Here is a 22,898-nt window from a genome sequence, read left to right on the forward strand (position 1 = left end):
AGGGTCGTAATCTGAAATTCGGAGATTCGATGAGCGGAGTCCGCCGGCTGACCCGCCGAGATGCGGGTCGTGTGTTCCGGGACCGCCGGGAGGCCGGCGACGTCCTGGCACGGGAGTTGGCGTCCTACCGCGACCGTTGCAACGTGCAGGTGCTGGGGCTGGCCCGGGGTGGTGTCCCGGTCGGCGCGCAGGTCGCCTGTGCTTTGCACGCACCGCTGGACGTGTTCCTGGTCCGTAAGCTCGGCGTCCCACAGTGGGACGAGCTCGCGATGGGAGCGCTGGCCTCCGGCGGTGGTGTGGTGATCAACGAAAGCCTGGTCCGCAGCCTCGGCATCAGTGAAGACCAAATACAGGCCGCGATCGAGCGCGAAACGGATGAACTACACCGGCGCGAACACGCCTATCGCGGTGACCGGCCACCGCTCGCGCTGGCCGGAAAGACGGTGATCCTGGTCGACGACGGGATCGCCACCGGAGCCAGCATGCTCGCCGCGGTGCGTGCGGTGCGAGCCGAGGCCCCCGCCGCAATCGTGGTCGCCGTGCCCGTCGGGCCGCAATCGACGTGCCGTGACCTCGCGGCCGAAGCCGAAGATGTGGTGTGCGCGATGACGCCGCCGGGATTCGAAGCCGTCGGCCAGGTGTACGAGGACTTCCACCAGGTCACCGACGATGAGGTACGCGAATTGCTGGCCCGCGGCTGAGCCGCGAATTCAACACCCGCGGCTGAGCCGCGAATTCAGTTCAGTCCCAACGATTTAGCGATTGCGGTCGTCGCCCGCGACGTCGTCGGCCTGCTCGACGACCGTCGTCTCCGCTTCGTAATCGGGCTCCGCGGCGGGATCCGCGGACTCCGGATATTCCTCGTCGAACTCCGCGACTTCGTCTCGCTCGACGGCACCGTCATCGTTTCGCGAGCGGTCCCGGATCGCATCCACGATCAGTAGCACCACGCCGATCACGCTGGCGGCGATGCACACCCATGCGATCAGCTCATTGCTGGTGACAACGGCGGTGACCAGCGCGGCCAGGCCGATGACTGCGAGCACGAGCGCAACGATCAACATGGATCAACCCTGGGTCGACGGGACACGGCCTGCGAAACGCCGATGACTAGTTGTTGCCGCGGTTGAACTGGTTGAAACTGCCGGAGTCGTTGTTGGCGCTGGAGTCCACCGGTGCGGCGGAGCCGCGCTGTCCGAGTTCCTCGAGCTGCGACTCCAGGTAGGTCTTGAGCCGGGTGCGGTATTCACGCTCGAACGTGCGTAGCTGTTCAAGGCGGCCTTCCAGCACGGTGCGCTGCTGGTTGATGGTCCCCATGATCTCGGAATGCTTGCGCTCGGCGTCGGCCTGCAGGGCGTCGGCCTTCTCCTGGGCCTGCCGCAGCTGGGTCTCGGACCGGGTCTGAGCGTCGGCGAGCAGGGCGTCGGCGCGTTGACGGGCCTCGGCGACGGTGGTCTCCGCGGTCTGGCGCGCCTCGCTGACCATGGCGTCTGCCTGGGCGCGGGCGTCGGCGAGCATCTTGTCGGACTCAGCCTGGGCGGAGCCCGTCAACCGGTCCGCGGTGTCCTGGGCCAGGGCCAGCACGCGAGCCGCCTTGATCGCCTGATCCTCGGTGGTCGACTGTTGGGCCGCGGGCGCCTCGTATACGGGCTGGGGGGCAGGCTCGGGTGCGGGCGCAGGTGTCGGAGCAGGCTCGTACTGCGGAATCGACTGCGTCGACTGGCCGCCACCGCCGCCACCGGACGCCAGCTCCTGGTCCAGCTCGGCGACTCGCTGACGCAAATCAGCGTTCTCCTCGATGAGGCGGGTCAGCTCGTTCTCAACCAGATCGAGGAACGCGTCGACCTCGTCCTCGTTGTAGCCGCGCTTGCCGATGGGTGGCTTGCTGAACGCGACGTTGTGAACGTCGGCTGGTGTGAGCGGCATTCTCTGCCCCCTTGAAGTCTGGACCGTAAACCGATCTCAAAGTGTAGAGCCTCGCTGGAACGTAACTGGCGTCCATCCTGTCACACCAGACCCGGCGGTTGCGGGAGAGCCCAATAATTAAGAGCGAATTTCAATGTTCCCGGCAAGTTCCCGCGCAAGTTCCCCGCCGACGATGTCGCGAATCGGTGAACGAATATCGACCTCGGCAAACCCCCGGATGACGGCCGTCGCTAACGCCAAATCCGCGGCGTGCCGACCGATCTCAGACCGCTGCGCCGAATGCCAGCTGCATGCCGATGAACGCCAGGAGCAGCAGCACCATGATCGACAGATCGAAGCGAACGGCGCCTATCGTGAGCTGCGGAATGATCCGGCGCAACAGCTTCACGGGCGGATCGGTCACGGTCATGATCAGCTCCAGGATCACCACCGTCACCCCCTTGGGCTGCCAGTCCCGGGAAAACGAACGAATGAACTCCACGACGACCCGGGCGATCAGCAGCAGCCAGAACACGAACAGGGCGAAGCCCAGGATCGAGAAGAATTGCGACAACGGAGCCGACCTCACTACAGGTGTGACATTCGATACAGGCACAAGGCCGCGCACGCCTGAAGCCGGAGCGCTCGCGCGACGCCGCCAGCCTACCTGGCACGTTCGGTGACGGCGTCGGCGCCGATGGCCCCAAACCGCTCAGGACCTACTGATCGGCAGCTACTGATAGGCGTAGAAGCCGGCTTCAGCGATACGGCGCCGCTGCTCGGCCGTGACGTCCACATCGGCGGGCGACAGCAGGAAGACCTTGGTCGCGACCTTGTCAAATGAACCGCGCAGTGCGAATGCCAGCCCGGCCGCGAAGTCGACCAGCCGCTTAGCGTCGGCGTTGTCCATGGTCACGAGGTCCATGATCACCGGGGTCCCGTCGCGGAACCGCTCACCGATGGTGCGGGCCTCGCCGTAGTCCTTGGGCCGCAACGTGGTGATCTTCGACATCGGGCTGCCCGCCTCGAACAGCTCGGCCATCCGGCGCGGATCCATCGCGAGTGCACCGCGGGTGGAACCGCGCAACGCGCCCAGCCGGGAGGATGCGCGCTCGAAGTCGCGCGTGCCGCGCATCCTCGGCTCGAATCGATCTTCGTCACGGAACCCACCGCGATACCCACCGGGTGCGTCGTCGTACTCGTCGTAGCCGCCGCGACCGGGACCGTAGCCGTCAGCCTCGAAGCGGTCGTCGAACCGGTCCTCACGCGAACGGCGTGAGTATCCACCGCGCGAGGTGCCGCGGTCGTCGTCTTCGTAGTACTCGTCGTCATAGTCGTCCATAGGGGCCATCCCGAAGTAGGCCTTGACCTTGTGGAGTGTGCTCATCGCTCGACCCTTCTGATGACTTCCGACTCTGGTGTCTGTGATGAAGATGTGACTGGAGTGACTACTTCAGGTGACGTTAGAGGACGAGGCCCCATTAGCGCGGTACCGACACGCACACACGTCGAGCCGTGTTGAACCGCCGCCTCGAGGTCGCCGGACATCCCCGCTGACAGTTCTAGGCGCTGCGGATAGTCGCGCTGTACCCGCGCGAGCTCGGATTGCAGGCGGCCGAACGCCTGGTCCGGGTCCGATCCCAACGGCGGAATCGCCATCAGCCCAACGAACTCCAGGCCCTCGCCAGCCTCGGCCGCGGCGCAGACCTCGTCGACCAACGCCGGGTGCTCGACGTCCACGCCGCCGCGCTGGGTGTCGCCGTCGAGGCTTATCTGTATGTAGACGCGAAGCGGCGCGGCGCGCTCACCGTCGGCCAACGCCCGCGCCGCGGCGCGGTTCAATGCGTCGACGACGCGCACATTGTCGACCGAGTGCGCGGCATACGCCCAGGACGCGATCGACCGCGCCTTATTGCGCTGGATACGTCCGACCATGTGCCAGCGAATGGGTGCGCCGCCCACACTATTGGCGACTTCGGCCGCTTTATTCGCCGCTTCCTGTTCGCGCGATTCGCCAAATGCCTCGCACCCTAAATGGTGCAGAATTGTTACATCGGCGGCCGGAAAGAATTTGGTGATGGGCAGCAATTCAATTTCGTCGGAATTGCGGCCGGCCGCCTCGGCCGCCGCGGTGAGCCGGGCTCGTACGGCGGCCAGCGCGTCGGCAAGCTCCTGTTCGCGAGTGGCTGCCGTCATCAGCGTCACTCCATCCACACCAGAGACGCCAAGCGTCCCGTCGGTGCATCGCGCCGATGGCTGAACAGGTTGCGGTCCTCCACCGTGCAGCGCGGGTCCACGTCGATGGATCTAATGCCCAAATCCGTTAACTGCCGGGCAATTCCGGCCCGCAAGTCAAGCCCCGGGGTATTTCTGGTCGTCGTCGTGCGGCTGCCGGGAAGCGTCATCTCGACCTCAGCGGCCATCGCCTCGGGGACCTCATAGTTGCGTCCGCTGATCGACGGGCCGAGCAGTACCGAGATGTCCTCGACGTGCGCACCCACGTCGAGCATCGCCTCGACCGTGCGCGCCACGATGCCGTTCTGCGCCCCCACCCGTCCCGCGTGCGCGCCGGCCACGACTCCGGCGCGCGCATCCCCTAATAAAACCGGAACACAATCGGCGGTTACCACGGCCAAAGCCAAACGCGCCCTGGTGGTAACCAACGCATCGGTTTTGTCTACCGGCTCGGTCTGATGTTCGTCGACCACGACCACGCGATCACTGTGCACCTGGTTCATCCACACGACACCGTCGTCGCCCAGCCCGATCGCCGCAGCGAGCCGCTTGCGGTTGGCGGCCACCGCGGCCTGGTCGTCGCCGACATGGTCGCCGAGATTGAAGGTGTCGAACGGCGGCGCGGAGACACCACCGGCGCGCGTCGTTGTCACGCGCCGAATACGAACCGTCACGTTTCCCAGTATCGCGGCGATGAGGCTCTCGGACGAAGAGCGGAGAGCACGGGAATCAGTGGCGCATGAACGGCGGCACGTCGACGTCATCGTCGTCGTCCCCGCCGATGCTGACCGTCGCACCGTTGGTGTGCACCGGCACACTGACGGCGTCGGCGGGCTCGAACAGCTGTGATGTCACCTTGCCCGCGGCCGCAGGTGCGATGGCCTGTCCGGCACCCACCACCGGCTTGCGTCCCGGCCCCGCGGAATCGAAGCCGGCCGCGATCACCGTGACCCGGACCTCGTCGCCCAGCGAGTCGTCGATGACGGTGCCGAAGATGATGTTCGCTTCCGCGTGCGCCGCTTCCTGAACCAGCGACGCCGCCTCGTTGATCTCGAAGAGTCCGAGGTCGCTGCCGCCGGCCACCGACAACAGCACACCCTGAGCGCCCTCCATGGACGCCTCGAGCAGCGGCGAATTGATCGCGATTTCCGCTGCCTTGAGCGCCCGGCCGTCGCCGCGGGCCGAGCCGATACCCATCAATGCGGTGCCGGCGCCGCTCATCACGCCCTTGACGTCGGCGAAGTCGACGTTGATCAGACCAGGCGTGGTGATCAGGTCGGTGATGCCCTGCACACCGTTGAGGAGTACCTCGTCGGCGCTGCGGAACGCGTCCATCAAGGACACCGCGGCATCACCCATCTGCAGCAGTCGGTCGTTGGGGATCACGATGAGGGTGTCGCAGCTCTCCCGCAAAGCGGTGATGCCGGTCTCGGCTTGATTGCTGCGGCGCTTGCCCTCGAAGGAGAACGGTCGCGTCACCACACCGACGGTCAGCGCACCGAGCTTGCGCGCGATGGTCGCCACGACGGGCGCGCCACCGGTACCGGTGCCGCCACCTTCGCCTGCGGTGACGAACACCATGTCGGCACCGCGCAGCAGTTCCTCGATGTCGTCCTTGGCGTCCTCGGCCGCCTTGCGCCCGACCTCGGGGTCAGCACCGGCGCCGAGCCCGCGGGTGGAGTCGCGGCCCACGTCGAGCTTGACGTCGGCATCGCTCATCAACAGAGCTTGCGCGTCGGTGTTGATGGCGATGAACTCAACGCCCTTAAGGCCCTGCTCGATCATCCGGTTGACGGCGTTGACGCCGCCGCCGCCGATGCCGACGACCTTGATCACGGCGAGGTAGTTATGCGGGGGGGTCATCGGATCGCCCTTTCCTCCCAGGTTGGCTGTCGACACGCGGATCACCTCGGCAAACTCTCAACCTCAACCAGAGGGTTATAGTTATGTCAAGTTGGTCCGTGCAACCAGAACGGTAGGGCGCGGTCGCGGACGATCCGTGCAGGCGCGCCGACGCGCACGCAAAGATTTCTGCGCAATTACTTGACGGTCGGCAGATCCGGACTGGAGACGTCGTAGGTCTTGCCCGGCTGGGTGAGCAGCGCGCCGAGCTTGAGCGCCTTCTCCTCCGTGCGATCGGTCGTCCCCCAGATCACCTGGCGTCCATCGGTGAGCTGCAGGGTGATGGCCGCGACCGAGGGGGCGTCGACACGGGCAACCTGGGCGGCGACCTCTGGTCGCAGCGACGTCATCACCTCGAGCGCGGCCTTCGTGGGGGCGTCGTTGGGTCCGGGATTCTTCGTATCGAGGTACGGCACGCCCGGCGGCGGCACCCCAATCGCGAAGTCCACGCCGTCGCGGTCGAAGAGGTGCGGTCCGTCCGGATAGTCCTTGACCACCACCGGTTCACGCTCGACGATGGTCACCCGTAGCGTCGAGGGATACTCCCGCTGCACCCGCACGGTCGCGACGCGCCGGATCCCGGCGATCCGCTCGGCGACCGTGTCGGTGTCGACCTGTAACAACGGCGTCCCCGGCGCGACGCCCGCGGCGGTGGTCACTTCCTCCTGCGTCACCGAACCCAGTCCGACGACGACGACGTTGCGGGCGGACATCACCGGCGTGAAGTACAGCAGGAGGCCGAGTCCGACGACGATCACGCTGATCAACGCCGACCACATCAGAACCTTCAGACCCCGAACCGCGCCGCGCCCAACCTTTTTCGTGCTGACGATCCCGGTGGCGCGCCGCTTGGCCTCGCGACGCGCCTCTTCGATGGCGGTGGCGCGGGCCTGGGCCGCGCGTCGTTCTTCGCGTTCCCGTCGTGCGCGGCGACGCGGTCCCTCGAAATCGGTTTCCTGCGGCTCGGCGTCTGGTTCCGCCGGCGCGTCCCCCTCGACGGCTTCGGCCTCGGCCGGCGCCTCGCTTGTTTCGGCCTCGGCGGTCGGCTCGGCGGCTTGCGACGGTTCGGTGGGTTCGGTCATCGAACCGGTCCGCCGGGTGCACCGCGGTTGGCCTTGGCCCGCAGCGCCGCAAGGATTTCCGTGCCGAGCATCGTGACGTCGCCCGCCCCCATGGTTGTGATGACGTCACCGGGGCGAACCGCTTCGGCGACCCGTTCGGCGACGGCCGAGAAGTCCGGAATGTAGGTGACCGGAACGGTGACGTGTTCGGCCACGCTCGCACCGCTGATACCCGGTATGGGCTGTTCGCGTGCCGCGTAGACGTCGAGCACGAAAACCTGGTCGGCGGTGTTCAGCGCCTGCCCGAACTCCCGCGCGAAAGCCTCTGTCCGCGAATACAAATGGGGCTGGAAGACCACAACCGAGCGGCCTGTCCCCGCCACCGTCCGCAATGTGCTCAGGTTGGCGTTCACCTCAGTCGGATGGTGCGCGTAGTCGTCGAAGACACGCACGCCGTTGACGGTGCCGACCAACTCCAGACGGCGGCGCACACCTTCGAAGCCGGCCAATCCGTCCAGCACGGCGTCGACGGGCGCCCCGACGTTCACGGCCGCGATCAGCGCGGCCAGCGCATTGAGCGCCATATGTCGGCCCGGCACCGCCAGCCGCAGCACCCACGGCTCCGGGTCGCCGGCCAGCTTGATGTGTGCGACGGCGCCGGTGTCGTGTTGTTCCCAGCTCAGCAGCGCGGCGTCGGTCGCCACGGCTGGATCGCTGCCGTAGCGCAACACCCGGATGCCGAGGGCCGCCGTGCGTTCGGCGAGCGCGGCGGCACCGGGGTCGTCGACGCACACCACAAGTGCGCCACCGGGTTTGATGCGTTCGACGAAGTCGTCGAAGACGGCGCGGTAGGCCTCCACGCTGCCGTAGAAATCGAGGTGGTCGGCGTCGATGTTGGTGACCACCGCGATGTCGGGGCTGTACTCCAGCAGCGAGCCGTCGCTCTCGTCGGCCTCCGCGACGAAGTAGTCGCCGCTGCCGTGGTGGGCGTTGGTGCCCGCCTCGCCGAGATCGCCGCCGACCGCGAAGGACGGGTCGAACCCGCAATGCTGCAGGGCGACGATCAGCATCGACGTGGTCGTCGTCTTGCCGTGGGTGCCGGTCACCATCAGGGTGGTGTCACCGGCCATGAGCTTGGCCAGCACGACGGGCCGCAGGATCACCGGGATGCCGCGGCGGCGGGCCTCGACCAGTTCTGGGTTCGTCTTGGGGATCGCGGCATGCGTGGTGACGACAGCCGTCGGTCCGCCCGGCAGCAGGTCGAGGGAGGATTCGTCGTGCCCGATGCGAATCGACGCCCCGCGGGCCTGCAGCGCCACCACGCCACGCGATTCCTTGGCATCCGAGCCGGACACCATGCCGCCGCGGTCCAGCAGAATGCGGGCAATACCCGACATACCGGCTCCGCCGATGCCGACCATGTGCACCCGCTGCAACTCCTCTGGGAGTGACTTCGCGTTCACCGCACACTCTTTCGGTCGGATCCACGGGCGATTTCGAGAGCCACCTCGGCAACCTTTTGCGCGGCGTCGCGGTGTCCGGCCAACGCGGCGGCCGCCGTCATCGCCTGCAATCTGCCTGTCTGGGTGAACAATCCGACGACCGTCTCGGCGACGAATTGCGGTGACAGATCTGCATCGTCGACGACGAGGCCGCCACCGGCGTTGACGACGGGCAGCGCGTTGAGTCGCTGCTCCCCGTTGCCGATCGGAAGCGGCACATACACCGCGGGCAGTCCGACGGCCGTCACCTCGGCAACCGTCATCGCCCCCGACCGGCAGACCGCGAGGTCGGCCGCGGCGTAGGCGAGGTCCATCCGGTCGAGGTACGGAACGGCGACATACGGCGGATCACCGTCCGCCGGCTCGCGCAAGTCGAGGGTGTTCTTGGGGCCGTGGGCGTGTAGCACCGAGATGCCCGACGCCGCAAGATCTTTGGCGGCCGCGGAGATTGCGCGGTTGAGCGACTGTGCACCCTGTGAACCGCCGAAGACCAACAGCACCTTGGCGTCGGCGTCGAACCCGAAGTGGGCGCGCGCCTCGGCACGCAACGCCATGCGGTCCAGCGACGTGATCGCCGCACGCACCGGCACCCCGACGACCTCCACGTCGCGGAGACCGGGATCCGGCACCGCTGACAGCACCCGTCGCGCGAACCGGGCACCCACCCGGTTCGCCCAACCCGCACTGGCGTTGGCCTCGTGGACCACGACCGGCACCCGCCGGCGGGCGGCCAGATACGCGGGCAGCGCGACGTAGCCACCGAATCCGATCACAACGTCGGCGTCGACATCGGCGAGCACGGCGCGGGTCTGTCGCACCGCCTTCCGTATCCGCCAGGGCAGCCGGGCCAGGTCGGCGGATGGCTTGCGCGGAAGCGGGACCGGCGTGATCAATTCCAGGTCATATCCGCGTTCGGGCACCAACCGGGTCTCCAGACCGCGTTCGGTGCCCAGCGCGGTGATCCGCACGTCGGGATCGATCGCTCGCAGCGCGTCTGCCACTGCCATCGCCGGTTCGACATGGCCCGCGGTACCACCGCCCGCGAGTACCACTGAAACCGTACTTTTCACCCGTAATGCTGACCTTCCAATGTGCGAACCCGTCGGCCTTTGCGATCTCGGCCGTCTCCATGATGCCTTGGGGCTCGCACGGCCCGAGCAGCCGTGGGGGTTTGGCGCCGGTTCTCGCCGGCGGGCTTGCGGGCTCTGCTGGTAGCGGGCTTGGAGGCTTTGGCCGCCTTCGCGCCCCCCGCTCGAGTCGCAGGACGCGGCCGTGCGTCCTTCTTGGGTCCCTTCGATTTCGATCCGCGCGTGCGCATCCGGTCGCGCAGCGCCTCGGTGCGGCTGGGCACGTACGGCTGCGGCAGCGGCAGCCGTAGCAGTCGGTTGACCCGATCGTCACGCCCCGCGCGCAGTGCGGCGACAGCTTCGGGTTCGTGTCTCGCCGCATTCGCCATGACGCCGACCATCAACAGCGTTGTGGCCGTTGACGTTCCGCCAGCAGAGATCAGCGGGAGCTGCAGCCCGGTCACCGGCAGCAGGCCCACCACGTAGCCGACATTGATGAAGACCTGACCCATCACCCACAGCGTCGCGGTGGCGGTCAGCAGCCGCAGGAACGGATCGGCCGAGCGCCGCGCGATCCGCATCCCGGTATAGGCGAACAAACCGAACAGGCAGAGCAGACCCGCCGCCCCGACGAAGCCGAGTTCCTCTCCGATGATGGCGAAGATGAAGTCGTTGTGGGCGTTGGGCAGATAGTTCCACTTGGCGGTGCCCTGCCCCAGTCCGTCGCCGAAGAAACCGCCGTTGGCCAGCGCGAAGCGGGCCTGACGGGCCTGGTAGCCGGACCCTTGGGAGTCGGCGCCGGGATTCAGCCATGACATCACGCGGTCGGAGCGGTAGCCCTCGGCCATGGCCAGCGCGGCCGCGGACAGGATGACCGCGAGCAGCGACGACAGGAAGACCCGCAGCGGCAGACCGGCGTACCAGAGCAGACCGAGCAGGATGATGCCCAGCGACACCGTCTGCCCGAGGTCGGGCTGGGCGACGATGAGCGCCAGCGCGATCACCGCGGCCGGCACCAGCGGGATCAACATCTCGCGTAGCGAGGCTCGATCCATCCGACGGGTGGCCAGTAGGTGCGCACCCCAGATCAGGAACGCGATCTTCGCCAGTTCCGACGGCTGCATGGAAAAGCCCGCAACGACGAACCAGCCTCGAGAACCGTTGGCCACCTTGCCGATTCCCGGGATCAGCACCAACACCAACAGCACGACAGAGATGGCGAAACCGCTGAACGCCAGGCTGCGCATCAGGTGGATCGGTACCCGCATCGCGACGTAGAACGCGAACAGGCCGACCACGGTCCACAGCACCTGCCGGGCGAACACCATCCACGGTGACCCGTCGGTGTCGTAGGAGTACACGCCCGAGGCGGACAGGACCATCGTCAGGCCGAGGATCACCAGCAGCGTCGCGACGGCGATGATCAGGTGGAACGACGTCATCGGCCTGCCGAGCCAGGCGCCGAACCGGGTGCGGGGAGCGGGCTCCGCCGACACGGCGTCGGCCGGCTGGTCGTCACCCGTCCTGCGGAGCCGCAATCGGGTCAGGATGTTGCTCATCGCTGCTACCGCGACAGGGCGCGCACGGCCGCGGCGAATGCATCGCCGCGATGGCCGTAGCCGCTGAACTGGTCGAAGGATGCCCCGGCCGGTGCCAGCAGGACGGTGTCACCAGGGCCGGCGAGACGTGACGCGGCCTCGATGACGGCCGTCATCACCGCCTCTCCAGTCACACCAGTCTCATCTTTCCCATGCACCCCAAAATCCTCCCCCGTCACAGGCTCAACGACGGGGACATCCGGGGCGTGTCGCGATAACGCATTGGCGATCAGCTCACGGTCTCGGCCGATCAGCACCGCTCCGACCAGCCGATTCCCCACCGCGATCACCAGTTCTTCGACCGACGCGCCCTTCAGCATGCCGCCGGCGATCCACACCACGCGCGGATACGCGGCGATCGAGGCCTGCGCCGCGTGCGGATTCGTGGCCTTGGAATCGTCGATGTAGGTCACGCCGTCATGGGTGCCGACGACTTCGGCGCGGTGCCTGCCCACCTGAAAATCCGCGAGCGCGCCGGCGATGGGCTCCGGCCCCACGCCGACCGCGCGGGCCAGCGCCGCCGCGGCCAGCGCATCGAGCACCCCGACCGGGCCCGCCACCGTGATGGACTCGGCAGAGGCCAGCGGCAGCCGCTCGCCGAACGCGTTGTCGACGAGCATGCCGTCGTGCATGCCGAGCTCCCCCGCTGCCGGTTCGCCCAGCCGGAAGCCGACCCGTACCGGAGCCGCCGCCGTGTTCAGCAGGCCCGCGGCGATCGGGTCGTCGAGGCCCACGACCGCGACCTGGCCGTCGAGCACACGGGCCTTGTCGTTCGCGTAGGCCTCCAGGCTGCCGTGCCAGTCCAGGTGGTCCTCGGCGACGTTGAGCACCACGCCCACCGCCGGCCGCAGTGACGGCGCCCAGTGCAGCTGGAAGCTCGACAGCTCGACTGCCAACATTTCGGAGGGTTCAGCAAGCACGTCAAGTACGGGGTTGCCGATGTTGCCGCACAGCACGGCGCGACGTCCCGCCGCGATCAGCATGGCGTGCAGCATCGACGTCGTCGTCGTCTTCCCGTTGGTTCCGGTGACGACGAGCCATTGCCGCGGCGGGCCGAAGTGGCCGGAACTGTCCAGCCGCCAAGCCAATTCGACGTCCCCCCAAATCGGCACGCCAGCGGTCGCCGCGGCCGCCAGCACAGGAGCGGTCGGCGAGAACCCGGGACTGGTCACCACCAGGTCGTAGTCGGCGATGTGCGCCTGCGCGTCGTCGGTGGTGACCACGCGCGCCGGTGTGATGAGGCGCTGCAGCGCCAGCGGATCGTCGTCGCAAATCGTCAGCCGCACGCCGGTCGGCTCCAGCACGGCGCTCACCGAACGGCCCGTGATACCCGCGCCGGTCACGAGGACGCGCGCACCCGGCACCAGAATCGAGAGATCGCTCACGTCACCCACCGACGGTGGTGAACCACTCGCTGTAGAACAGCGCGACACCGAGCCCGCAGGCGATGGCGGTCAACAGCCAGAAGCGGATGATCACCGTGGTTTCGGCCCAGCCCACCAATTCGAAATGGTGATGGAACGGCGCCATACGGAAGACGCGGCGTCCGGTGGTGCGGAACGCCAGGATCTGCACGACGACCGACGTGACCTCGGCGACGAACAGTGCGCCGAGGACGACCGCGAGCATCTCGGTGCGACTGGTCACCGACAGACCGGCGATGATGCCGCCCAGCGCGAGCGATCCAGTGTCGCCCATGAAGATCTTGGCGGGCGCGGCGTTCCACCACAGGAAACCGATGCAGGCACCTGCCGTCGCCGCCGCGACGATCGCGAGGTCGAGCGGGTCACGAACGTTGTAACAGCCCAAACCGGGACTGATCGCGCAAGCGTTGCGGAACTGCCAGAAGGTGATCAGCACGTAGGCCGCACAGACCATCGCCATGGCGCCGGCGGCCAGCCCGTCCAGGCCGTCGGTGAAGTTCACCGCGTTGGACCACGCGTAGATCATCGTGACGCAGAACAGGATGAACAGCGCGGGCGGCAGTGTGACCGTGGCGATTTCACGGACGTAGGACAAATCGGGGCTACCCGGCGTCAGCCCGTCGGAGTTGCGGAACTGTAGCGCGAGTACACCGAATATGACGGCGGCGGACAGAATGCCGACGGTCTTGGCCGTCTTGTTCAGCCCAAGGTTGCGCGACCGCCGGATCTTGATCAGATCGTCGACGAAGCCGACGAAGCCGAGCGCGGTCGCCAGGCCCAGCACGAGCATCCCCGACGCCGACGGGCCCCTACCGTCGATCACCACGCCGACGAGGTGGGTGCCGAGATAGGAGGCCCAGATTCCCGCGACGATCGCCACCCCGCCCATCGACGGTGTGCCGCGCTTCTTGTGGTGACTGGGCGGGCCGTCCTCGCGGATCTCGTGGCCGAAACCCTGCCTGGTGAACAGCCGGATCAGCACCGGGGTGAGCAGAATCGAGACCGTCAGTGCGATCCCGACGGCGATGAGGATCTGCCTCATGCGAGCGGATCCCCCTCATCGGCGATCAGGACATCGGCCAGCGCGCCGAGCCCGGCCGAGTTGGAGCCTTTGACGAGCACCACATCACCGGGCCGCAGTTCGGACCGGAGCACAGCCAGCGCTGCGTCGGCGTCGGCGACCATGGTGGCCTCAGGCCCCCACGACCCCTCCATCACCGCGCCGTGGTGCATGGCGCTCATAGCCCTCCCGGTTCCGATGACGATCAGTCGTGACACATCTAATCGCACGGCCAACCGGCCGATGTTGTCATGCTCCGATATCGCGTCGTCACCGAGTTCGGCCATCTCGCCCAAAACCGCCCAGCTGCGATGTTTCCCGCGCGCCATCCAGGCCAGCGCCTTGAGTCCGGCACGCATGGAGTCTGGGTTGGCGTTGTAGGCGTCATTGATGATCGTGACGCCGTCGGCGCGGGTGGCGACCTGCATGCGGTGCGCAGACGCCGGACCCGCCGCGGCGAGTGTTTGGGCCACCTGCTCGAGCGTTGCGCCGCACTCGAGCGCGACCGCGGCCGCACACAACGCGTTGGACACCTGGTGGTCGCCGTGCACCGCAAGCGTGACGTCAACCTGTCCGCGGCCGGCATGCAGCGTGAACCGCGGCCGCGCCAACTCGTCGAGCGTCACCGCGTCCGCCCACAGGTCCGCGCCCGGCGAACGGGACACCCGCACCACCCGCGCCGCCGTCACATCGGCCATCGCGGCCACCGCGGCGTCGTCGACATTGAGAATCACCGCTCCTGATGACGGGACAGCTTGGGGCAGTTCAGCTTTCGTCGCCGCGATCGCTTCTCGTGACCCGAACTCACCGAGGTGCGCGGTGCCGACGTTGAGTACGACCGCGATCGAAGGCGGTGCGATGGCGGCCAGAGCCGCGATGTTGCCCCGGTGCCGCGCGGACATCTCCAGCACCAGATAGTCGGTGGACTCCGTCGCCCGCAACACCGTCCACGGATGACCGAGTTCGTTGTTGAACGAGCCGGGCGGCGCGATCACCTCACCCAGCGGGGTGAGGACAGCCCTCAGCAGATCCTTGGTCGACGTCTTACCCGACGAGCCGGTGACGCCGACGATCGTCAGCCCGCCCTCGACCAGGCGCGCGGCGACGGCAGCGGCGAGGCGCGCCAGAGCGGCCAGCACCGCGGCCCCTGAACCGTCGGTGTCATGTTCGAGCACGCTCGCGGTCCCGTCGCCGGCCGACGGCGCAGCGGGCTCGACAACGATCGCGGGCGCTCCGACGGGCCGGGCGGCGAGCACCACCACCGCCCCCTGTTCAACCGCCGCGGCCGCGAAGTCATGTCCGTCCGAACGGGCACCGGGCAGCGCGAGGAACAGGCCGCCGGGGCCGACGGCGCGCGAGTCGAACTCGACGGTTCCGGTGACGCGGGTCGCCGCCGCCTGCTCCGGGCTGATGTCGGCGAGCCGTCCACCGACGATGTCGGCGATCTCGGCAATGGTCAGGTCGATCACGCGCGTCGACCCAACGCCTCGAGGGCTGCGGCGAGCTCGTCGCGGTCGTCGAACGGGCGGGTCACACCATGGCTGGTTTGTCCCGGCTCGTGCCCCTTACCGGCGACGAGCACGATGTCGCCCGGTTGCGCCCATCCGACCGCGAAGTCGATGGCCTGACGACGGTCGCCGATCTCGACCACTTCTGCGCGCCCCGCCGTGCCCGCGACGATCTGAGCACGGATGGCGGCAGGGTCCTCGTCGCGCGGATTGTCATCGGTGACCACGACGAGCTCTGCCAAGGAGGCGGCGACCTGACCCATCGGTGCACGCTTACCGGGGTCCCTATTACCGCCGGCGCCGAACACGACCGCCAAGCGGCCGGCGCCCTGCTCCCGCAGCGTCTGCAGCACCGCTTCCAACGCACCGGGCTTGTGCGCATAGTCGACCAGCGCCAGGAACGGCTGCCCACGGTCGACGGATTCCAGACGTCCGGGCACGCTCGCCGTACGCAGCCCGTGCGCCGCTTGCTCCGGTGACACCCCCACGGCGTCCAACAGCGCCACCGCGAGCAGACAGTTCGCCACGTTGTAGCGGCCCGGTAGGCCGATCCTCAGTCCGTGGTGCACCCCTGCGGGGTCGACGGCGACGAATTCCTGGGCACCCGCGTCGACTGCGCGGACGTCTTCGACGCGCCAATCGGCGGCGGTTCCGGTCGTGCTGACCGATACCGGATCGTGCGCGAGATCGGCGATCGCGCGGCCCGCGTCGTCGTCGACGCACACCACCGAAACGCTTGCGTGCGTTGGAGCTTCGGGATCGAACAGCTTGGCCTTGGCGTCGAAGTAGTCCTGCATCGTTGGATGGAAGTCCAGATGGTCACGGGATAGGTTGGTGAACCCGCCGACCGCGAACCGGACCCCGTCGACGCGTCCCAGGGTCAGCGCGTGGCTGGACACCTCCATCACCACGGTGTCGACGCCCTGTTCGACCATCACGGCGAGCAGCGCCTGCAGGTCGGGGGCCTCCGGTGTGGTGAGCGCGCTGGGCTGATCGCGGCCGTCGATCCGGATGCCGACCGTCCCGATGAGTCCCGGCATCCGGTCGGCCGAACGCAAACCGGCCTCGACGAGATAGGTCGTGGTCGTCTTGCCCGATGTCCCGGTGACGCCGATGACGCGCAGCTTCTCCGACGGATGCCCGTAGACTGTGGCCGCGATCTCGCCGAGCACCGCGCGCGGAGCCGGGTGGACGAGCACCGGGACGTCGACATCGGCACCGATCTCGGCGACCCCGGCGGCGTCGGTCAGGATCGCAGCGGCCCCCCGCGACACCGCTTCGGCGGCGTGGCGGGCACCGTGCGACGAGGCACCGGGCAGCGCGGCGAACAGGTCGGAGGCCTGCACGTCCTGGCTGCGCAGCGTGACCCCGGTGATCCGGATGTCGGGGACCCGCGGGCCGTGCGCCGGAACCGCCGCGACCTGCTCGGCAACCAGTCCGAGCGCGCTTCCGGCAGGGTGGCTGGGACGCAGGTTCATGGCGATGACACGTTACCGGCCCGGTATCCGGCCCATCCGAGCGCTCAGTCCGCTTGCAGCGTCAGCCGCGGTCCCTCGGGTGAGAGCGGCACGTTCTCCCGCTGGAGCAACCAGGAAGCGATGTTGTGGAACAGCGGCGCCGCGGTCGTCCCGGGCTGGCCGTCGGCCGTGCGGTGCGGGTGGTCCATCATGACGCCGATGACGTAGCGCGGGTCGTCGGTCGTGGCGATGCCGGCGAAGGTGATCCAGTAGACGTCGCTGTAGTAGCAGCCGCACGCCGGGTTGATCTGCTGGGCGGTGCCTGTCTTGCCGGACAGCTGATAGCCCTCGACGGCGCCCTGCGATCCGGTGCCCTGCTGCACGCCCATCGGATCGCGCTGTAGCGTCGCCCGCAGCATCTGCCGCACGGTCTGCGCGGTCTGCGCCGACACCACCCGAATCCCTTCCGGCCGGGGTTCGTCGGTGCGACGTCCGTCCGGAGCGATGGTGCTCTTGACGATGCGCGGCGGAACGCGCACGCCGTCGTTGGCGATCGCCTGGTACATACCCGTCATCTGCAGCAGGGTCATCGAAAGACCCTGTCCGATAGGCAAGTTGGAGAACGTACTGCCCGACCACTGGTCGATCGGCGGGACCAGGCCCGCGCTCTCCCCCGGCAGCCCGACGTTGGTGCGCTGGCCGAGGCCGAACTTGCGCACCATCTCGAAGTACTTCTCCGGACCGAGGCGCTGGGCCAACATCAAGGTGCCGACGTTCGAGGACTTCCCGAAGATCCCGGTGGTGGTGTACGGCATGACGCCGTGCTCCCAGGCGTCGCCGACGGTGACGCCACCCATGTGGATGGAGCCCGGCACCTGCAGCACCTCGTCGGGGTTGGACAGCCCGTACTCGATCACCGATGCGGCGGTGATGATCTTGTTGACCGACCCGGGTTCGAATGGCGAGGACACCGAGAGGTTGCCCAGCTGCCGGTTCTCCTGCCTGCCGATGTCCTGGCTCGGATCGAAGGTGTTGTCGTTCGCCATCGCCAGGACTTCACCGGTCTTCGCGTCCAGCACCACCGCGGACGCGTTCTTCGCACCGGAGAGGTCTTTGGCCTGCTGCACCTGCTGCTGGACATAGAACTGGATGTCGTCGTCGAGGGTGAGCACCACCGTCGACCCGTCGACCGCGTCGTGGCGGTTGCGGTAGCTCCCCGGAATCACCACGCCGTCGGACCCGCGGTCGTACGTGACCGAACCGTCGGTGCCGGCCAAGACCGCGTCCAGCGAGTCCTCCATGCCCAGCAGACCGTGGCCGTCCCAGTCGATGCCGCCGACGATGTTGGCCGCCAGTGCCCCGCCCGGGTACTGACGCAGATCCTGCCGCTCCGAGCCGACTTCGGGGAACTTGGTGGTGATGACGTCGGCGATGGCGGGGTCGACCGCGCGGGCCAGGTACACGAATGTCTCGTTGCTCTTGAGCTTCTTCAACACCGTGGCCGCGTTCGGCTTGTTGTTGAGCCGCAGCGCCACCTCATCGGCGATCTCGCGCAGCCTGGTGTCCGGATTCGGCGCCTCCTCCGTCTTCGCCCGTGCCTCTTCCAGCTGCTTGCGCACCCGGACCGGCTGGAACGTCAGCGCGCGCGCCTCGATGGTGAAGGCCAGTTTGTCGTTGTCGCGGTCGACGATCGCCCCGCGCACAGCCTGGTCGACGTCGGTGACCTTGAGCTGGCTCGCGGCCTCGGCGCGTAGACCCTCGGCGCGCGGAACCTGGAGGTTGAACAGCTGCGCGGCCGCGACGATCAGCACCAGGAAGATGACGGCGTTGCCGACGCGATGTCGAAATACGAACGACGCGCTACGTATGCCACCCTCGGCCGACGGCGTGCGGGTGCGCCGCGACCGCGCGGACCGCTCCTGCGTCTTCGCCGTCTTTCCCGCGGTGCGCGCCTTCGCCTTGCCGGGGACGGGACCCTTGTCGCCGCGGCTCATGCCGGTGCGCCGGGGATCGGCGCGACGGGCCCGGGCGCCTGCGGTGCGGCCTCGACGGGTGGCACCTGCAGCGGCTGCTGGATCACCGGCGCCGAGGGGGCGGCCGGTGTCGCGGGCAGCGGCCCCAGTGCGGGCAGCGTGCCCTGGGTCGCGTGCGGTACCTCGACACCGGGCGTGGCCGCCGGTGGAACCGCGGGGATCGGCACGGGCTGGCTGATGCCCGGGATCGGCTGGCTCGCGCCGGGCGTCAGTTGGACGGCGCCGGGCGCCGGCGCGAGCGCAGGTCGTTCCGGTATCCGCACAGTGAGTTCACGCGGTTCGGTGACGCGCGCCGCCGGAGCCTGCGGAGGTGCCGGTGGCGCTTCCTCGGGAAGCGGCGTGTTCAGCGGGGGCGGTGGAACGCCTTCGGCGGGTTTGGGAGTGCCGACGACGATCCAGTTTCCCGACGGATCCTGCACGAGGTGCGCGGTGTCCCGCGACGGAATCATGCCCAGGCCGCGAGCCGCCTCGGCGAGCGCGGGTGCCGCCTGCGCCTCGAGGACGTCCCGCTCCAGCGCTTCCTTCTGTTGCAGCAGAGCCTGATTCGTCTCACGGGCGTTTCCGAGTTGATAGGAACGCTCGGCGGCGTCGGTCGACAACCAAAGTGTGGTTCCCAGACCTGCACCTAGCGATCCGATGACCAAGACAACGAACGGCACCCTGGCGATCAGCGCACGGGGACGCAGGTCGACAGACGACAGTTTGACGAGGATGCGCTCGCGTAGCGGAGGCCGAATGACCTTGGGCGCCTTGGCCTTACGCGCCTTCGCTCGCGCCTTGGCCTGGCCGGCGTTCTTCGGCCGGGCCGGAGCACCGGTGGGCCGCGGAATCGGGGCGGTCTGGGGCGCGGACCGCCGTGGCCGCTGGTCGCGGGGGGGCTTGCGGCGCGACGGCGCTTCGGCGGGACGACCACTGTTGCGGGGGTTGCGGCGCTCGTCGGTTCCGCGCGCCAAGGCCGAACGCTTGACCTGCTTGCGCTGCTTGGCCTGCTTGCCTTGCTTTGCCTGATTGCTCTGCTTGGCCTTCATCGTGACTCCCCCACCTTTTCCAGCGCCCGTAGCCGCACACTTGCGCTACGTGGGTTGATTGCGATCTCTTCGTCCCCCGCGCGCTCGGCGCCACGGGTCAAGGCGACGAATTCCGGTCCATGCCCGGGCAATTCGACCGGCAGGTCTTGCGGCGTCCTGGATGCCGTGGCCGCCGAGAACTGGTTCTTCACGATGCGGTCCTCCAGGGACTGGTAGGCCATCACCACGATCCGTCCGCCGGGCGCCAGTGCGTCAAGTGCCGCGGGCAGCGCGTCACGCAGCGAGTCCAGTTCTCCGTTGACGGCGATGCGCAGCGCCTGGAACGTCCGCTTCGCGGGGTGTCCGCCGGTGCGGCGAGCGGGCGCCGGTATCGCCTGGTACAGCAGCTCGACCAGCTCGGCGGTGGTCGAGAACGGCCGGTTGGCGCGCCTGCGGGCGATCTGCGAGGCGATCCGGTTGGCGAACCGCTCCTCGCCGAACTCACGCAGCAGCCGCGCCAGCGTGCGCTCGTCGTAGGTGTTGACAACCTCCGCCGCCGTCAGCGGCGCGTCGGGGTCCATCCTCATGTCCAGCGGTGCGTCCACGGCGTAGGAGAAGCCCCGTTCGGTGCGGTCCAGCTGCATCGAGGAGACCCCGAGGTCGAAGAGGATGCCGGCCACCGAGAAGTCGTCGCTGCCCGCCCAGTGACCGGACTGCTCGAGTGCGCCTTGGATCCCGTCGTATCGGGTACGCACCAGCAGCACGCGGTCGCCGAATTTGGATAGCCGCTCTCCGGCGATCCATAGGGCATTCGGATCGCGGTCCAACCCGATGAGCCGCAGGGCGGGGAACTCGGTGAGGAATCGCTCGGCATGGCCACCCGCGCCGAGTGTGGCGTCGATGAGCACTGCGCCGCTGCCATCGGGGGCGTCGCGGGTCAGCGCAGGGGCAAGCAGCTCGACACAGCGGTCGAGGAGGACGGGGATGTGATCTGGCATCGCTGTGAATCCCTCCAGGCCTCCGGGGAAGGCCCCTGCACCGAGGTCCCTGTCCGAGTGTGCGGACCTGGCGTCGGGGAAGTACGCCAGGGCCGGTTCGGACAGAGGCCACGATGCACGGGCACCGAGCCGGTCGAGTCCCGCATCAGATGATGTCGTGCAGAGCTTCATCTGTGGCCGCGGAGAAGTTCTCTTCGTGCGTCTGTTGGTATTCCTGCCACGCCGCCGAATCCCAGATCTCCAGGTAGTCAACCGATCCGATCACCACGCAGTCCTTCGAGAGGTTGGCGTAGCGGCGATGATCGGCCGACAGCGTGATCCGGCCTTGTGAGTCGGGGTGCTGTTCGTCGGTGGCCGCGGCCAGGTTTCGCAGGAATGCCCGAGCCTCCGGATTGCTCCGGGATGCCTGCGACGCCCGTCGTGCCAACTTTTCGAACTCCGCGCGCGGGTAGACGGCGAGGCTGTGATCTTGGCCTTTGGTGACCATCAACCCTCCTGCCAGCGCGTCGCGGAACTTGGCGGGCAGTGTGAGCCGCCCCTTGTCGTCGAGCTTCGGCGTGTAGGTGCCGAGAAACATCCCGCCACCTCCCGCGCCATCCGGAGCCCCGGTTGCTCCGTTGCCGCCACTTTACCCCACAATCCCCCACATCACTCCATTTGATATCAAGTTTTGTTCGCGCGTCCCCACCTAGCAGGGAGATCGGCGACGTTTCAGCACCGCGGTTGGGCATCGGGAGCTGTCCGGGCTGTAAAACCGCAGCTAGAGGGGCATGACCGGATAGGTGGGGCGCGGTGGGGCAGCAATTCAGCAGCTGAGCCGGCCGTCAGCACAAAAAAGGGGTAGCCCGGTGTGGGCTACCCCTGGGGTCGGTGTGTTACTACTCGTCGAAACGGCGGCGGAAGCGATCCTCCATGCGACTGGTGAACGAACCGCCGGAACCCTTGGCTTTCTTTTGTCGCTGCTGCCCGACCTGATCGGTGGCCGAATGGTCACGACCGCCTGCCACGCGCGGGCCGGTGATCGCGAAGACCACGCCGCCGAACATCACGATGAAGCCGATCACAGACAGGATCGCGAAGTCGCCGATCCGAGTGGCGGGGATCGCGATACCCGCCACCAGCATCGCCAGTCCGGCCACGAAAAGCGCTGCACCCTGCAGTCGACGGCGGGTGGACGGCGCGCGGAGCGTTCCACCGCGAACGCTCGAAGCGAACTTCGGGTCCTCGGCATAAAGCGCGCTCTCGATCTGATCGAGCATGCGCTGCTCATGATCGGAGAGTGGCATTCGTCCCTCCCTCGGGGCCCTGGAGCCGATGCGACCGGTCTCAAATCGTTCAAACTGATGTCCGCCCGCATTCACGGACGCCTAACAGTCATGATACGAGGTCAGTCTGAGCCGTACCACCTTGTTGGACGCCCGATTGTATGACGTGCACTGCCGCCGGTGAGTAACACCTCGCTCGGTTTGATAATGGGGACACGTGAGTGCACCAAGTTGATCTGAGGACAGGAGCAAGTTGGCGACGTTTCTGATCGATCTGTCGCCGAGCGATATGCAACGCCGACTCGGTGACGCGCTCGCCGTCTACGTCGACGCCATGCGCTATCCGCGTGGCACCGAAGACCAACGCGCATCGATGTGGCTCGAGCACACGCACCGGGGTGGGTGGAAGGCGGTCGCCGCCGTCGAGGCGCCCGACCGGGACGGACCCGACGCGACTGCCCCTTCAGATCCGGAACTGGCCTCGGCGTCGCTGCTCGGCATCGCATACGGCTACTGCGGCGCGCCGGACCAATGGTGGCAGCAGCAAGTGGTCGCCGGCCTGCACCGGGTAGGCGCCGAGCCGGCCCGCATCGCCGAGCTGATGACGAGCTACTTCGAGCTCACCGAACTGCACATCCATCCCCGCGCGCAGGGCCGCGGACTCGGTGAGGCGCTCGCCCGCCGGCTGCTCGCCGACCGTGCCGAATCGCAGGTACTGCTGTCGACGCCCGAGATCAACGGCGAAGCAAACCGGGCCTGGCGGCTCTACCGTCGCCTCGGCTTCGCCGACATCATCCGGGGTTACCACTTCGCAGGCGATCCGCGGGCGTTTGCCATCCTGGGGCGGGCTTTACCTCTCTGATACCTCTTTGATGC

At 67.8% G+C, this 22,898-nt stretch carries 22 protein-coding genes; 2 read left to right on the forward strand and 20 right to left on the reverse strand.

Annotation, left to right across the window (positions count from 1 at the left end; genetic code table 11):
* The first annotated feature begins 29 nt into the window (after positions 1-29).
* Complete coding sequence (locus tag G6N42_RS10015) at positions 30-701, forward strand: phosphoribosyltransferase (protein ID WP_163729226.1); 672 nt, start codon at positions 30-32, stop codon at positions 699-701.
* Between the two features lie 54 nt (positions 702-755).
* Here G6N42_RS10015 and G6N42_RS10020 read toward each other — a convergent pair whose 3' ends face one another.
* The 20 genes from G6N42_RS10020 to G6N42_RS10115 all read right to left on the reverse strand — a co-directional run bounded on the left by G6N42_RS10020 (position 756) and on the right by G6N42_RS10115 (position 22,043).
* On the reverse strand, positions 756-1,064 hold the full coding sequence (locus G6N42_RS10020; RefSeq protein ID WP_163729227.1) for a DUF308 domain-containing protein: 309 nt from the start codon (positions 1,062-1,064) through the stop codon (positions 756-758).
* 46 nt (positions 1,065-1,110) lie between these two features.
* On the reverse strand, positions 1,111-1,926 hold the full coding sequence (gene wag31, locus G6N42_RS10025; protein WP_163729229.1) for a DivIVA-like cell division protein Wag31: 816 nt from the start codon (positions 1,924-1,926) through the stop codon (positions 1,111-1,113).
* Between the two features lie 262 nt (positions 1,927-2,188).
* Positions 2,189-2,479 carry a YggT family protein gene (locus G6N42_RS10030; protein WP_083125548.1) on the reverse strand — a complete coding sequence of 97 codons (291 nt, stop codon included), beginning with the start codon at positions 2,477-2,479 and terminating at the stop codon, positions 2,189-2,191.
* Between the two features lie 159 nt (positions 2,480-2,638).
* Positions 2,639-3,292 (reverse strand): cell division protein SepF, encoded by a 654-nt coding sequence (locus G6N42_RS10035; protein WP_163729232.1) that lies wholly within the window; start codon positions 3,290-3,292, stop codon positions 2,639-2,641.
* The gene (locus G6N42_RS10040; protein WP_163729235.1) at positions 3,289-4,101 is read right to left on the reverse strand and encodes a YggS family pyridoxal phosphate-dependent enzyme; all 813 of its coding nucleotides are present in this window, start codon (positions 4,099-4,101) and stop codon (positions 3,289-3,291) included. The genes G6N42_RS10035 and G6N42_RS10040 overlap by 4 nt, the downstream gene beginning before the upstream one ends.
* A 5-nt stretch (positions 4,102-4,106) precedes the next feature.
* Positions 4,107-4,814, reverse strand: coding sequence for a peptidoglycan editing factor PgeF (pgeF, locus tag G6N42_RS10045; protein ID WP_197905528.1), 708 nt, complete (start codon positions 4,812-4,814; stop codon positions 4,107-4,109).
* Between the two features lie 55 nt (positions 4,815-4,869).
* The gene (ftsZ, locus tag G6N42_RS10050) at positions 4,870-6,003 is read right to left on the reverse strand and encodes a cell division protein FtsZ (RefSeq protein WP_163690324.1); all 1,134 of its coding nucleotides are present in this window, start codon (positions 6,001-6,003) and stop codon (positions 4,870-4,872) included.
* 176 nt (positions 6,004-6,179) lie between these two features.
* Positions 6,180-7,124 (reverse strand): cell division protein FtsQ/DivIB, encoded by a 945-nt coding sequence (locus G6N42_RS10055; protein ID WP_163729239.1) that lies wholly within the window; start codon positions 7,122-7,124, stop codon positions 6,180-6,182.
* Positions 7,121-8,524, reverse strand: coding sequence for a UDP-N-acetylmuramate--L-alanine ligase (gene murC / locus G6N42_RS10060; RefSeq protein ID WP_434059613.1), 1,404 nt, complete (start codon positions 8,522-8,524; stop codon positions 7,121-7,123). The genes G6N42_RS10055 and murC overlap by 4 nt, the downstream gene beginning before the upstream one ends.
* A 38-nt stretch (positions 8,525-8,562) precedes the next feature.
* Entirely contained in the window at positions 8,563-9,675 is a 1,113-nt protein-coding gene (murG, locus tag G6N42_RS10065; protein ID WP_174262049.1) for an undecaprenyldiphospho-muramoylpentapeptide beta-N-acetylglucosaminyltransferase, read from the reverse strand.
* A complete protein-coding gene (gene ftsW / locus G6N42_RS10070) occupies positions 9,672-11,231 on the reverse strand; it encodes a putative lipid II flippase FtsW (protein WP_163729243.1) in 1,560 nt (519 codons plus the stop codon). Before ftsW ends, murG begins: the two co-directional genes overlap by 4 nt.
* Positions 11,232-11,236: 5 nt before the next feature.
* Positions 11,237-12,664: a UDP-N-acetylmuramoyl-L-alanine--D-glutamate ligase gene (gene murD, locus G6N42_RS10075; protein WP_163729246.1), complete on the reverse strand. Its 1,428-nt coding sequence runs from the start codon at positions 12,662-12,664 to the stop codon at positions 11,237-11,239.
* Positions 12,657-13,736, reverse strand: coding sequence for a phospho-N-acetylmuramoyl-pentapeptide-transferase (gene mraY / locus G6N42_RS10080; RefSeq protein WP_083125477.1), 1,080 nt, complete (start codon positions 13,734-13,736; stop codon positions 12,657-12,659). Before mraY ends, murD begins: the two co-directional genes overlap by 8 nt.
* On the reverse strand, positions 13,733-15,223 hold the full coding sequence (locus G6N42_RS10085) for a UDP-N-acetylmuramoyl-tripeptide--D-alanyl-D-alanine ligase (RefSeq protein ID WP_163729248.1): 1,491 nt from the start codon (positions 15,221-15,223) through the stop codon (positions 13,733-13,735). Before G6N42_RS10085 ends, mraY begins: the two co-directional genes overlap by 4 nt.
* Positions 15,220-16,740, reverse strand: coding sequence for a UDP-N-acetylmuramoyl-L-alanyl-D-glutamate--2,6-diaminopimelate ligase (locus G6N42_RS10090; RefSeq protein WP_163729250.1), 1,521 nt, complete (start codon positions 16,738-16,740; stop codon positions 15,220-15,222). Before G6N42_RS10090 ends, G6N42_RS10085 begins: the two co-directional genes overlap by 4 nt.
* A gap of 44 nt (positions 16,741-16,784) precedes the next feature.
* On the reverse strand, positions 16,785-18,713 hold the full coding sequence (locus tag G6N42_RS10095; RefSeq protein WP_163729252.1) for a peptidoglycan D,D-transpeptidase FtsI family protein: 1,929 nt from the start codon (positions 18,711-18,713) through the stop codon (positions 16,785-16,787).
* Positions 18,710-19,780, reverse strand: coding sequence for a cell division protein FtsL (gene ftsL / locus G6N42_RS10100; RefSeq protein ID WP_163729254.1), 1,071 nt, complete (start codon positions 19,778-19,780; stop codon positions 18,710-18,712). Before ftsL ends, G6N42_RS10095 begins: the two co-directional genes overlap by 4 nt.
* On the reverse strand, positions 19,777-20,928 hold the full coding sequence (rsmH, locus tag G6N42_RS10105) for a 16S rRNA (cytosine(1402)-N(4))-methyltransferase RsmH (protein ID WP_163729256.1): 1,152 nt from the start codon (positions 20,926-20,928) through the stop codon (positions 19,777-19,779). Before rsmH ends, ftsL begins: the two co-directional genes overlap by 4 nt.
* A complete protein-coding gene (gene mraZ / locus G6N42_RS10110) occupies positions 20,903-21,334 on the reverse strand; it encodes a division/cell wall cluster transcriptional repressor MraZ (RefSeq protein WP_163684585.1) in 432 nt (143 codons plus the stop codon). Before mraZ ends, rsmH begins: the two co-directional genes overlap by 26 nt.
* A 301-nt stretch (positions 21,335-21,635) precedes the next feature.
* On the reverse strand, positions 21,636-22,043 hold the full coding sequence (locus tag G6N42_RS10115; protein WP_163729258.1) for an SCO2097 family morphological protein: 408 nt from the start codon (positions 22,041-22,043) through the stop codon (positions 21,636-21,638).
* 232 nt (positions 22,044-22,275) lie between these two features.
* Here G6N42_RS10115 and G6N42_RS10120 point away from each other — a divergent pair, with 232 nt between their 5' ends.
* Positions 22,276-22,884, forward strand: coding sequence for a GNAT family N-acetyltransferase (locus G6N42_RS10120; RefSeq protein WP_163729260.1), 609 nt, complete (start codon positions 22,276-22,278; stop codon positions 22,882-22,884).
* Positions 22,885-22,898: the final 14 nt, after the last annotated feature.

Source organism: Mycobacterium gallinarum (assembly GCF_010726765.1).
Classification (GTDB): domain Bacteria; phylum Actinomycetota; class Actinomycetes; order Mycobacteriales; family Mycobacteriaceae; genus Mycobacterium; species Mycobacterium gallinarum.